Source organism: Croceitalea sp. MTPC5 (genome assembly GCF_036985505.1).
Classification (GTDB): Bacteria; Bacteroidota; Bacteroidia; order Flavobacteriales; family Flavobacteriaceae; genus Croceitalea.
This window is the reverse complement of the sequence record NZ_BTGQ01000006.1, coordinates 37,835-50,445: the sequence shown is the minus strand read 5'-3', so window position 1 is coordinate 50,445 and position 12,611 is coordinate 37,835. Positions and strand designations below refer to the sequence as shown.

General features: G+C 45.5%; 9 protein-coding genes. 6 read left to right on the top strand and 3 right to left on the bottom strand.

Going from position 1 to position 12,611, the window contains the following annotated elements:
- Window positions 1-2: 2 nt before the first annotated feature.
- From AACM45_RS17075 to AACM45_RS17065, 3 genes are all read right to left on the bottom strand, one after another.
- The gene (locus AACM45_RS17075; RefSeq protein WP_119648308.1) at window positions 3-1,295 is read right to left on the bottom strand and encodes a toprim domain-containing protein; all 1,293 of its coding nucleotides are present in this window, start codon (window positions 1,293-1,295) and stop codon (window positions 3-5) included.
- Window positions 1,296-1,507: 212 nt separating this feature from the next.
- Window positions 1,508-2,287: a hypothetical protein gene (locus AACM45_RS17070; protein WP_339144234.1), complete on the bottom strand. Its 780-nt coding sequence runs from the start codon at window positions 2,285-2,287 to the stop codon at window positions 1,508-1,510.
- 152 nt (window positions 2,288-2,439) lie between these two features.
- Entirely contained in the window at window positions 2,440-3,651 is a 1,212-nt protein-coding gene (locus AACM45_RS17065; RefSeq protein ID WP_119648310.1) for a hypothetical protein, read from the bottom strand.
- Window positions 3,652-3,749: 98 nt separating this feature from the next.
- On the opposite strand from AACM45_RS17065, the gene AACM45_RS17060 reads away from it, so the two are divergent.
- The 6 genes from AACM45_RS17060 to AACM45_RS17035 all read left to right on the top strand — a co-directional run bounded on the left by AACM45_RS17060 (window position 3,750) and on the right by AACM45_RS17035 (window position 12,610).
- On the top strand, window positions 3,750-4,544 hold the full coding sequence (locus tag AACM45_RS17060; RefSeq protein WP_119648311.1) for a M23 family metallopeptidase: 795 nt from the start codon (window positions 3,750-3,752) through the stop codon (window positions 4,542-4,544).
- 10 nt (window positions 4,545-4,554) lie between these two features.
- On the top strand, window positions 4,555-5,814 hold the full coding sequence (locus AACM45_RS17055) for a hypothetical protein (RefSeq protein WP_119648312.1): 1,260 nt from the start codon (window positions 4,555-4,557) through the stop codon (window positions 5,812-5,814).
- Between the two features lie 3 nt (window positions 5,815-5,817).
- On the top strand, window positions 5,818-6,132 hold the full coding sequence (locus AACM45_RS17050) for a hypothetical protein (protein WP_094997562.1): 315 nt from the start codon (window positions 5,818-5,820) through the stop codon (window positions 6,130-6,132).
- Between the two features lie 12 nt (window positions 6,133-6,144).
- Window positions 6,145-6,510 carry a hypothetical protein gene (locus AACM45_RS17045; protein WP_094997563.1) on the top strand — a complete coding sequence of 122 codons (366 nt, stop codon included), beginning with the start codon at window positions 6,145-6,147 and terminating at the stop codon, window positions 6,508-6,510.
- Window positions 6,511-6,516: 6 nt separating this feature from the next.
- Entirely contained in the window at window positions 6,517-11,532 is a 5,016-nt protein-coding gene (locus tag AACM45_RS17040) for a helicase-related protein (RefSeq protein ID WP_094997564.1), read from the top strand.
- 376 nt (window positions 11,533-11,908) lie between these two features.
- Window positions 11,909-12,610, top strand: a complete 702-nt coding sequence (locus tag AACM45_RS17035; protein ID WP_094997565.1) for an AsnC family protein — start codon at window positions 11,909-11,911, stop codon at window positions 12,608-12,610.
- Window position 12,611: the final 1 nt, after the last annotated feature.

Genomic DNA, 12,611 nt, shown 5'->3' with positions numbered 1-12,611 from the left:
CTTTAAAGTAGATTCACTAGCCGACAACTGGACTTTTTTTTTACCGAGATCAGTTCCTCGTTCCAATCCTTCATGGTGGGGCATTTGTCCATTTTCAGGATACCCTGTGCGAAGCATTGGGAAAGTGCCTCCACTGCCAGCCGCCAATAGGTTCTGGAATGTTGGGGGAGGGAGACTATCCTTTCCAAATCCAATTCCCAAAGCACCTTGTCGCGATAGCAGACGGCTTTTTGAAGACCTTCGGGCATTCCGTGAGAACCTCTGGAAATCCGTTCATTGATGTAATCGGTATCCCGTTCCATGATAGCAATGGATTTGGTGAGATAGTTCAGTTTCAAACGCATCACGGGGCGTTTCCAATCCGTTTCGATGAATACCCGGTTGGACTTTCGATTGATCCAATGGCTCAAAAGAATAAGGTCGTAGCGCATCCCCTCGATATCATGGTCAAAGGCCAAAAGAAGAGGGAGCGTATGGGATGGATCTACCGTACGATTCCATTGGAGGAACTGTTCGAGTTTCCGCTCGTCGATATGGCCCGACATGGAGATGTAGAATGTTTTTGGGCAACCGTGCAGTTCATGGTAGGCCATGGCATCGAAACCGCTCTCCACACAAACTATTTTTTCTGCGTTGATATTTGGATTGGAAACGAAAAGGTATTCATAACGCTCGTTGAGGAACAAGCGGAACTTTTTCACCTTTCCGTCCTTTCTGTCCCGATAGGGCCTATTATAAAGCGTATAGTTCTTGATTTTTCCGTCCAACCCATATTTGGGAAGGGCGATATTGGCGATGCGGCCCTTGTTATCACTGACGTGGAAGGCATTGAAGATCCTGCCCTTGAAGGCTTCGGATTGGAGGGTGTTTATGGAGAGTCCGCGACCTTCCGTTAAATAGTTCGGTCTGGTCAAGGGGCCGATATGATAACGATCTTCCAAGCTGATATGCCTGTTGTTCTTTTGGTGCACCTTGGCCGGGGAAGGTTCGGGATAATCCCTTTGGATGATGCCCAGTCCCTGTTTTACGGCTTCGTAAAAATTGGCGGAGCGTTTGTGGAGGTATTTGAAAAATCGCCCCTTGTCCGAAGAGTCGTTGCGATTGAAATAGGTTACGGGATTTCTTTTTGTCTGTAGGACGAGGCGTTCCGCCTCCTTGCCAAATTCCTGTGAACCCGAACTTTTCTTGAGCAATTGGTAGCCCTGTGCGATCAGGTATCCGGGAAAATCGACCTCACGATCGATCTGGGCGATCAACCGTTTGTAGTGCTCCGGATTTTCGGCATAATTTTTCATATAGGCATGGTTTTTTTGGGAGCATTACATGCGGTTATGTCCCAAACTTTAGTCAGTAATCGAGATTTAAATGCTAAAGACTTATCTCGATAATTGTAAGTCTTTTCATTGTGAATGCCTCGTAGGGTTGCCCTGAGGTTATTTGCTTTTGTAGATAGTATGGATGAAAAGAAGGCCGTCCGTGACGGACGGCCCATTGTTAGGTCAATCGGTCAGACTTTCATGCCTCGGCCGCGCGATTTTTTTTTTTCGCCGGGGTTGACCTCAAGCTTTTTGGCCTTTTCCAAATCGACTTTTTTGGTAATAAAGGTCTGTCGGCGCGGGGACCAGGATACCAAATACGGTTTGTTCCCGTGGACTTTGCTCTTGATGACCATTTCGAGCTCCTGGCCCCTGTTGAGTGCATCGGCCTGTTTCGCCGTCAACTTTACCCCATAAAAATAGGTGTTCGTGGAAAGTGCCGGTTTGGTACGGATATCCTGTACCTTTGGCTCGTAATAGGCCAATTTTTGGAACACTTCGCCGTCGTTGGTGCTTCCCTGGAACAGCACGAACTCCTTTTTGTCCACCATGCGCTCGAACTCATCGGCGCTGAAAGTATGGTTATAGGCCCATGCCTCGTCCAGAGTTACCTTTTCATTTCTACGGTACTGGACGTCCAGTCTAGTACCCAAGTTCCGGTCATATACCATCTGTATCATTTTGGCACTTTCCTTGAGCTCGCCCTCGGAGATATAGGTGGACTCGTGGAAATGCTCCTGTCCCTCGGTCAGATTTGTGCGTACGTTCGGGAGGATTTTTTTATAGCTGATATAATGGCCCTTCAATTGTTCTTCGAGGTCCTTATAAGCAAATTTCTGGTCCTTGGATTCGATGGGTTCATAATACTTCTTTTTTTTGGGCACTTTGAACGATTGTCCCTCGTTGTTCACGACGGATACCTTTCCGTCCTTTTCTCCGGTTACGGTAGCCCGTTGCCACCGTTGGTTCACTTTTACGAAAACCTGCTGTGCTTGTTTTTCCATTTTTCAAGTTTTAAATTAAGGATTAATAAACAATTGTTAACTTTGTAATTCTGGATATGACATTTCCATTTTTCATGTCCGGAATTAAGGATTGAAGGGGGCGGGAGCGCCCCCTTTATTTATACGGCCATCCTAAAGGCCTTTAATTTTTCGGTTCCGACATAGACCCCGTTCGCTTCGAACTCCAGCCTCCAATTGGCGTGTACGGGTTTAACGATCTCAACGGTCTTGTCCATATAGTTTCGGTAATAGCTCCAGAGAAAATAGCGAAGTGCGTTGACCTCAAAGGGAATACGGCACGATACCCACTGCTTTTCCTTGGTCAGCACGATGCTCTTCCTGTTCAAAAGGGATTGGTCGGGCACCTTGTTGTATTTGATATATTCCTTTGCCAAGCTACCGTTGTATTTTAGTACCTCATTGTGCAGCTTGGCCAACGGTTTCTGCCCTTCGGGATCGAAGCGGACGGCCAAATGGTCCTTGCCCACCCGGAACAAAAAACGCGAGTCGTTGATAAAGGAAATGAGCATCAGGTCGTGGATATAGCCTTCGATCTTGGATGATCCGGTAAAACTGAGCACCATTTTTTTCAGTTTGGTACGCTTCAGGATCTGCACCAGTAGTTTCGAGGTCTCGTAATTGATTTTGGATATCGTAAGGTAGACCACGTCCTCCAATTGGAACCTTCGATGAAAGGCCATAGCTTCCATAGGGTTGCGGAGTACCACCAAATGCTTGATGGTATCGGGTACCTTACTGAACCAAACCGATTTGGAAATATCGCTTTCCGCTATCAGGGAAAGCTTTCCATCCTTTTCCATGGCATATCCCGTGAGGGTGTTGGCCAAGTTGCGATAGGGGAAATACAGTCGGCCTTCCGGATTTTCGTAGATACGATCTTTAAAAATGTCGGAACCGTCGCCCCCTAGGCTTTTCGGCCTTAAGGAAAGTTCCTCGTTGAGCGTTTCAAAATGGTTGAAATCAATGTCAACAATTTCAAGTGAATTTTTGGAGCCGTTATTTAGAAAAAATTCCGGCTTTTTTTCAAGTTCCGTATAGAAATCCTCGACTTTGGTCCACAGACCCGTTCTCGCCTCTGCATCGGTTCGAGAAAGCCGCTCCAGTATAAAGTCAAAAGCGGTCAGTTTTGTCTTGGGTCCGCTCGGCTTGTAATAGCGATATCCGAGTTCGGTCCTGATAACGATGTACTGCTCCTTCCCGATTTGGTAGCATATAAAAGTACGCGTCTCACGTTGGACCACAAGCCTAAAATAATCCATTAGGGCCGGGACATCCAGCGTTGCATCAAATTTTCGCCACCTGTTGTTCATATTTGTAAAAATTACATATATTTGCAATAATTGCTACAAATATAAATAAAATTTGCAATAATCAAAATTTTATCAAAAACCTTTGTAATAAATTCGTTATGAGCGTTTGGAAGAACATTAAAAAATCCTCGATCGGTTGGATAAAGGGATGCGCCCAAAAAGTGGGCGACGTGACCAATTCCAAGGATAGCGGTCATTTTACCCCGCAGAACAGTAATTACTGGATTTTTGTCACGGTGTTCTTTCTTTGTATCGCCGCCAATCGATTTTTTTACGATAATCCCCATAATACAAAAGACCTTGGAAACCTTGCAAGGCAAATAAGTCAACCCATAACCGAGGAATCTAGGGAAGACCTTGTCTATCAACGGCTCAACGACCTTCTGCACGACTTGAAAAATTTCGAGCAAATAGACCGGTTAAAACCGTTTTTGCCCTTGCGGCCGAAAATTTTGGACAGTGTGCCCTCGACGGTTCCCCTGTTCCGGGAGCACTATGTACTCTCAAGTTCCTATGGAAACCGCCACCATCCCATCCATCGGATCACAAGGAAACATTTTGGGGTCGATTTGGCGGCGGAGAAGGATACCCCGATCTATTGTACCGCTGCCGGAAGGGTGGCCCATATCGGAAACGATCCCAATGGGCATGGCCTGCATGTCATCATTTCACATGCCTATGGTTTCAGTACCCTATACGGGCATATGGAATCCGTGGCGGTCGCCCTAGGGGAAGCACTCGATGCCCATGATTTTATCGGAACCGTTGGGAGTACGGGAATTTCCACTGGTCCCCATCTGCATTACGAGGTCATTAAGGACGGAAACAGGATAAATCCAGCACCTTCCTTTAATATAAAATATGAGGTGTATTCCAATTTAAAAACTGATTGAACCGATAGCCATGAAATCGTACCTTACTATTCGCTTTGCCATTAAACTCTTCCACAGGGTCAAAAATTTGGTATCCCGATTTTTGGATCCCGACTTCAGTACATTTAAAGAATTTGAATTTAAGTCCGTTCCGACCGATCAATTGAACGACCTTAGAAAGCTGCGATATGTCCGCAATCTCAAATTGGCCGAATCGGGTTTTATCAATACGGCATTGAAAGAGCAGTTGGCCCTTTTAAAAAGTAAAAACCGGCTGTTCCAAAAAGACAGGAATATCACCCCCGTAGGCCGCATATCCATCCATGAAAACGAAAATAAGTTGATGAAACTGCTATTGGGCTATAATAGCATGGAGAATAGGACTTATATATCCTTTGCACATTTGAACAATTGTCCCGTCTGGAACAACAATACCATTTCGCTACTAAAGGAAAGGGTTCAACACCTTTACCCTTCCAAATCCGATCATTTGTTTATGAAGCACAGGTATTTCCAAAGGGATGTCAACCATTTGGATAAACAGACCAAAAACAGGCTGCTCCACCTTTTCAACGATACTTTACGAAATATGTACTCGTACAATCGGCATCTGCAAAATGGCATCCGGCCTATGGTGCCCCCGGTCGGTAAACTACCGAAATTATCCAAAACATTGCCTATTCAGGTCGAACAAGGTTTGGATGGACTTTTCGTTCCCGCAACCCTAGGAAAAAACGTTGTCGTACTGGTGCCCTATCTAAAAGTCGCCAATGAAAAAAATCGCCTATATCTCTCGGTAGGCGAATTCCGCACATTACTTGGACAAAAATCAATAACCTTTTTGGCCGAGACCAAATACGGCGTTTCCCTAGGCATTCATGGGAACAGATTATTCCTAAAGGCTACGGACAGTGTGGGAGGTATCGATGTTTTAAAGCAATGGACATTGCTGGATGATTTTTTGGAATCCAAAAACGTCCCGAAACGGTTAAAGTACGAGGTCGTCAAAAACCTTATTGAGAAGAAGGACTATCTCATAGATGTGGACAAGATTCCCTTGCGGCAGACCAACGATACCCTACTGCTAAAAAAGCATTACGGTTCGGGCAAAACCTACTTTGCATTGTCGAAAAAAGGCAAGAAACCAGAACTCAAGGAATATAGGCCCATTGCCAATCTAAAAAGCAAACATCCCGAATACTACCATAGCTATAGGGAATATATGAACCATACCAATGTCTTGGAACCATTGGGGACAAAGAAAAAAAGACAAATTAAAATTTCCATTTGAACCATGCTTTTTGAGATAACGATTTTGGACACAAATGGCCGTCCCTTACTACGGGATGCTTTCCTTATGGAAAGTATTACCACATTGATGGATTTTACCTCAGAAGTATTAAAACCATTGAGCCAAAGCACCGAGAAAAAGGCCTTTGAGCTTTTCATCCGCTGCGAAAAGGGTCGACACGTTTTCCATCGCTTCGATTCACTTGACGGCGTGATACTGTTCAAGAACGCCTTGTACGAACACCTTATCGAATTGAACGAAACTCCAAATCGAAACATTGAAAGCACAATTGATTTTATACTGTCAAACAAACCTTAAAAAATACAATCCATGACACAGGAAGAACTCTTACTTACTTCGGAAACCCAAAGGTTCCGAACTGAACATCCGGAAACGATCAAGGACTGGGAGCGCCAGCTTGCCAATGGGGAATGTGGTCCCGACCTTCATTTTTGTTTTTACGCGTTGGAGGCTTATCCGAACCTGACCGCCCGTTTGGATGCTGCGGAATACCGTTTTGATTTTGCCATCAATGCCTATATCCTGCACGCCAAATTACAGGGGCAGTTTCTTGAGGACGGCCACATTGGGCCCCTTGCGCTGGAGCATGCCAATGAAGCCCTGTCGGATATCTATCGGGCCTTGAACGAAAAAGACCCCGAGGGAAAGGCGGCCATCCTGAAATCGCTTCAATAATTCGGGATGAAACAGGAACATTTGGCTCAGATCGTTGCCTTGATAAAGGCATCGAATCCCAAGAACTATTATATCAACAATTCCGGACTTGCCAAGTTGGGGGAGCTGTTGTTCTATCCTGCATCTGGGAAGGAAAAACAGGGGCAACAATTGCTGCAAACCCTTGAACAGGCCTTCCCGGAGACCTTCAGGGGAATTCTGGCTTCGTTGCGGCGGTACCATCTGACCAGTTACTATACCCCCAAGACCCTTATCGAATATAAAATCGGTCTTCTAAAAAAGAACGGGTTCGAACCCAAGACCATACTGGAGCCCTCGGCGGGCAATGGGGCCTATGTGCAGGAATTGAAAAAGGCGTTTCCCGAAGCCCAAATCACGGCTTTGGAACCCGATATCCTATCGTTTGAAATCCTTAAGGCCAATAACCAAAAAGACGACCGTGTAACCGTACTGAACACCACTTTTGAGGATTTTTTTCTGGATCAAGGGGAAAAGACCCGTTTCGATCTGGTCATGACCAATATCCCTTTTGGGGACATTCCCATCACCAAGGCCTATCGACACGATTACCTGACGGAAGGTCCGCTCAAGAATGTGGGCAATTATTTTAATTTTTATGCCCCAAAGATGGTACGCCATGGGGGAATCACGGCCTTGGTTACCTCTTCCGCCTTTGCCGAGCGAAGTGCCTACAATGATTTTAGGGAGTCTATATTATTGGATAACGACTTGCTCCTGGCCAACCGTTTCAACACGGACTTGTTCACCAACGAGGGCACCAAGGTCGTATCCGATCTATTGTTGTACCGTAGGACTTCCAACAAAAAAACGCTGTCCGCCGACGAAATGGATTTTGCGGAAACCGAAGCCGTTGAACTGGAAGGTCAATCCTTTCTGACCAATCGTTTTTTCAAGAACAATCCGGGAAATGTTCACGGTACGCCCAAGCTCGGCTTTTTCCACAACAGGCCAAGCATTATTGTTGAACCTAACGAAATATCCCTGTCGAATTTTCTGGAAGGACAATCCGATGGTTTCAAGTTCGAGGTCGGTCAGGCACCTTTAGATATACCGAAAAAACCGGAACCCTTGCCAAAGGAGGCCATAGCCGAGGAACAAACGGCAGCACCACCAACGCCTCCTATCGTCGATACGGTTTTACCTCCGATTGCCTTGCACGATAAAGAAGCCAAACAATACTCCCGATTGTTTTTTGGTACCTACAATTTTAACAAGAAGGGCGAAGTTTTGTTTTACACCGACCCACAGCGCACAAGAAAGGTACCCCATAAAATCAGGGAATTGGTGGCGGACTATGCCCGTATGCGGAACGAGCTCGTACTGCTCAACCTCAATATCGAAAAAAGGGAACTTCCGGAGCAAGAAGTTGCCCGACGCTTCCAGGACTTGGACTACCAATTGGACACCTTCCATTTTAAGTGGGGATTCCTAAAGGGGCATCTCATATTTCTGAAGGACGACCATTATTTCGAGCAGGTCCGCCAACAGTTTGAGAAAAAGGAGGATGGAAAGGGCTATGGCAAAAATCCGTCGTTCACCTTGAAACGATTTCTAAAGGCTCCCCGCGCCAAAACCAAACCCGATGAAACCGCTTCTGCTGAAATTGGCACAGATACATCCGACTCAAAGGAACCCAGATTCGAGAATCCCGAACAAATGGCGCGCTACCAATTTGACCATAACGGACAGCTCGATATAGCAGCCATCACAAGAGCCTTTAAGACCAACGAAAAGGAACTGTTGCTGAACGGGCTGGAAACCCGCTCCCTTTTTCTAGAGCCCGATAGGGAATCCGAAACGGGCTATGCAGTGGTGCCCTATTTCCTATTTTCGAGTGGCTATATCCAGGATAAGATCGAGTATGTCGGGAACCATCCTCCACCATTCGAAATCGAAACGGAAAAAATGGAACGGGCATTGACGGAACTGCTTCCCGCAAAGTTGGACCTGGACGATATCGAGTTCAATTTCGAAAGCCATTTTATTCCTATTTCCGCAAAAGAGTCCTTTTTGGAGGAACTCATAGGCGAGAAGGTACAGATCAATATGGCGCAGTTCAACTCCACCTTGACCTTGATGTTCCCAAGGGACTTTAACCAAGAGGCCCACGAACGCTTCAGTGTGGTGCTCCACCATGAGGTCAAGGCGAACTATAAACGGATATTGCAACATTTCGCGGAAAATAGGTATCCGGTCATTTTCACTTCGTACAAGGACCGATCGGGAAAGACCATTAGGAAATTGGACAAGGATGCCACCTTGATGGCCCAAAATCTTTACGAGGAGCTGCAGCTCCACTTCAAGTCCTTTATCGAAGGGCGGCAAGAGTTGAAGGCCACCATTGAGAACAACTATTACCAGGCCTTTTTGGCCGATGTCAATATCACGGTGCCCAAGGGATGGCTCACCTTTCCCGATACCTTGGTCTACCCGCCCTACCAACATCAGATTGACTCCACCCTCTTCGGTCTTACTAGGGGTAGTGCCCTGAACGATCATCAGGTCGGCAAGGGCAAGACCCTCTCCATGGCCATGCTGGCCCATAAACTGAAACAGCACGGGAAGAGCAGGAGAACCCTGCTACTGACCTTAAAAAGCGTGGCTCCCCAGATCGAGGCCGAGATCAGGGCCAATTTTCCCCAACTGAACATCCTCCGATTGAGTTCCAAGAACATGGCCAAGGGCAAAAGGGCCAAGACCTTGAAAACGATTAAAAACCACAGGGCCATTGACCTGATCATCGCCGAGCACGGCCACTTAAAGCAGATTCCCAAATCAAGGCAGTTCGTCCTGGATATCCTCGGCGAAAAAATAGATATGATCGAACAGGACCTACAAACGGCAAGGGAATATGGAAATATCAAGGAATCCAAGAAACTGATCAAGGGCCTGATCAAAAGGAAGGAGCATTTGGAGGACAAGCTACAGACGACCTTAAAAAAATTGGAGGAACGGTCCGGGGAAACGGAAACGACCCTGACCGATTTGGGCATCGAGGCCCTGATGATCGACGAGGCCCATTATTTCAAAAATATCGGTTTCACGACCCGGCACCAGAATGTATCCGGTCTCAACAACCATTCGGACAGTCAAAGGAACCTGGACCTCGAAATCAGTATAAAGTCCATCCATCACCGCATGGGTGCCGATAAAAATATCTTTTTTTATAGTGGTACCCCTTTGAAAAACTCGGTCACCGAACTGTATGCCTACCAGCGCTACCTTACCCCTGCGGCACTGAAGCGCAAGAACATCTTCAATTTCGATGCCTGGGCCTCGATTTTCCTGAAGCAGAGCGTTAGCATCGAACCGAATATTTTTGGCGATCCGAGGATGCACGCTCGATTTCGGTACTACACCAACCTGCCCGAACTGAGCAAGATGTATAACTCCTTTACCCATATCTGCAGGGACAAACATTTCAGGACCCATGACCTTGAGGTGGACAGGGAATTTATCATTTTGGAATCGACACCGGCCTATGAAGAGCTCAAACAGGCCTCGCTCAGGTTTACCAAGGACCGTAACCAAAATGCCCTGTTCAAGGTTCCCATTTACAACGAGGACCAAATGAAGTCCGCACACATAACAGCACTCAATATCAACCGCTCCCTTTTGATCGACCCTTTGGCAAAGGACAATCTCGCCATCGAATTTTCGGAACTCGATCAGTTCAAACTTCAACGCCTGTGCCAGGATGTTGTGGGGCTTTATAAAAAAACATCGGAACACAAAGGGGTATGCCTAGTGTTCTCCGACCTGAACGTTTGGAAACCGGGACAATACAACTCCTATGAAACGGTCCGCAAAATCCTCCGGGAAGACTATGGGATTCCCGCAAATGAAATTGCCCTGGCCCAAGAGGAAAAGGCGAGGAACAGAACAGATCGTATGCAGGAAAGGATACGAAAGGGCGAGATTAGGGTAGCCCTCGGCAGTACACAGGTATTGGGTACGGGCACGAACATTCAAAAACGGGTCGTGGGCATCTTCCATATGGACATTCCCTATTCCCCCGATGCCTTCGACCAACGGGCCGGACGGGGCTTGCGCAAGGGAAATGAAGTGGCCCAAATCTACGGCAATTCGGTGGTGGAGCGATTCTACGGCATCAAGGACTCCACGGACATCTTTTCCTATTCGTTGAATACCCATAAAGAAAGATTCCGGGAACAAATCAGGGAGGCCGATCCGAACAAGCGCATTTATGACGACCTCGTTCCCGATGACAAGAGCCTGTCCTATGAACAGATGCAGGCCGCGTTGATTGGGGATATGGACCAGTTTCAACTCGTCAAGCTTTCGGATGACCTAAAGTTTCTACAATCGCAAAAGCGGTTGCACGAGCTCAACAAGGCCAATTCCTTCAAAGCCATCGAGCGCATCGAAAAGGAAAACAAACATATTGTTTCCCAAGTGGCCGATTTGGAGAGGGCGCAAAATACGATCAGCCAGCTGAACCTGCCCATGGATGAAATCGAACCCGAGGACATGGGCCAGTTGCAAAGAAGTTTGCTAGGTCTCGTTTCGGGTTCCGAACTCGAATCGAGTGTCCATAACATAAGGGAACCCAAAACATTTTTCAAAGGATTGGGCCTGGCGATGGTCGAACGGTCGAATTTGAACCTGAACATACAAAAGCACAAGCAAGTTGCCCGCTTGCAAACCCTGAACGCCAATTTGGTCTTTCAAGCGGAATATGTTCCCTCAAACCACAATTATCTCTATTGCTATCGGCTAGAGTTCAGGAATATCCACATCGCTGGCAGAAAACAGCAACGGTTCGATCCGGAAAAAGTGGCCCTGCAACTCGTCAAGCTATGTCAAAAGGTAAAACGGGAAATCAGCTCCAAGAAATTCGATCTGGACTATAACCTGCGTTCGATGGAAACCCATAAAAAGAAAACGGCTATTGGCTTCCCTCCGGAAAAAACGGCCAAGATGCAGGTATTAAGACAGGATATCAAAGAGCTCAAACGAAAAAGGGCAGTCAAAGTCTAACCACGGCAAAGACTATTTCGTAAATTCCAATTTAGAATGTAAACACACCTAAAGTGAGATATAGCCACACTACCTTATAAATAAGTAGTTGAATGTTGACAGTTAGCCCCTTTAAAATGGATATTTCTTAGGCAATAGCTATGCGGTTGTTTTAAAAAGCAACTTACAGAGATTCCTGAGATTGTGAAGTTCAAATTAAATTGGAGTTGTTTGTCCGGCATATAATAGGGAGAAATTTCATTTAACCCTTTCAGAACCTATTATTAGCACTTTCTTTGAAAACAAAGAGCGATAAACTCTTTATTTTTATTATCCTGTTCAAATACAAAAAAGGAATTATCTTTAGGTTGTTATCTTTGTTCAAAACAAAATTTATATGCTCAATAACTTGCAATTTAACTTTAGGAAAGAAAAAGAAGGCCCTGAAAATGACTTGGTCAATACTTTTCTAAATCAATACACTCACAACTTTGAGAAGAAAAATTACAAGTTTAAAATATTGAAGGAAGTTTATGCTGAGACAGGAATCCCAGATATTCTGATTGTGGTATGGGAAGATGTTAATAAAAGTGATTGGTCGCCAAAGCGAAACAAACTCGATAAAACAGACATTAAAATCCTGCACCATATTTCTTCAAATGGTAAAAGAGGTATCCGTTTTAAAAGAATACTTCAACAACTTGGGTACTCCGAAAAATCCGCTCAGAAATCCCTTAAAAAGCTGGTGCAAGCAGAGCTTATATTCTTTAACGGAATGACTGCCAGAATAAAGGATTTTGAAAATTCCTTTTTTGTACGTGAAATCATTTCCATCGAAGCTAAAATGAGTGATTGGAAGAATGCGTTTAAGCAAGCACAGTTAAATGAAAACTTTTCCTCACATTCTTATGTGTTGCTTCCTGATAAAACCATAACCGAGAATGTAGTGTCTTCGATCAATGGCAACCTTGGAATTTTATCTCAAAGTGAAGACGGCGCAAAATTGAAGGTAAGGGCAAAAAAAGCCAAACTACCTGGGTCTTATTTCTCTTGGATTATCAATGAATATATAGGCCGTCAATTGGCATCAGCTTTGTAAG

Excerpts from the sequence above, each read along its gene's own strand:
- AACM45_RS17075 (WP_119648308.1), bottom strand. The coding sequence starts at position 1,295 with ATGAAAAATTATGCCGAAAATCCGGAGCACTACAAACGGTTGATCGCC.
- AACM45_RS17065 (WP_119648310.1), bottom strand. The coding sequence starts at position 3,651 with ATGAACAACAGGTGGCGAAAATTTGATGCAACGCTGGATGTCCCGGCC.
- AACM45_RS17060 (WP_119648311.1), top strand. The coding sequence starts at position 3,750 with ATGAGCGTTTGGAAGAACATTAAAAAATCCTCGATCGGTTGGATAAAG.
- AACM45_RS17055 (WP_119648312.1), top strand. The coding sequence starts at position 4,555 with ATGAAATCGTACCTTACTATTCGCTTTGCCATTAAACTCTTCCACAGG.
- AACM45_RS17050 (WP_094997562.1), top strand. The coding sequence starts at position 5,818 with ATGCTTTTTGAGATAACGATTTTGGACACAAATGGCCGTCCCTTACTA.
- AACM45_RS17045 (WP_094997563.1), top strand. The coding sequence starts at position 6,145 with ATGACACAGGAAGAACTCTTACTTACTTCGGAAACCCAAAGGTTCCGA.
- AACM45_RS17040 (WP_094997564.1), top strand. The coding sequence starts at position 6,517 with ATGAAACAGGAACATTTGGCTCAGATCGTTGCCTTGATAAAGGCATCG.
- AACM45_RS17035 (WP_094997565.1), top strand. The coding sequence starts at position 11,909 with ATGCTCAATAACTTGCAATTTAACTTTAGGAAAGAAAAAGAAGGCCCT.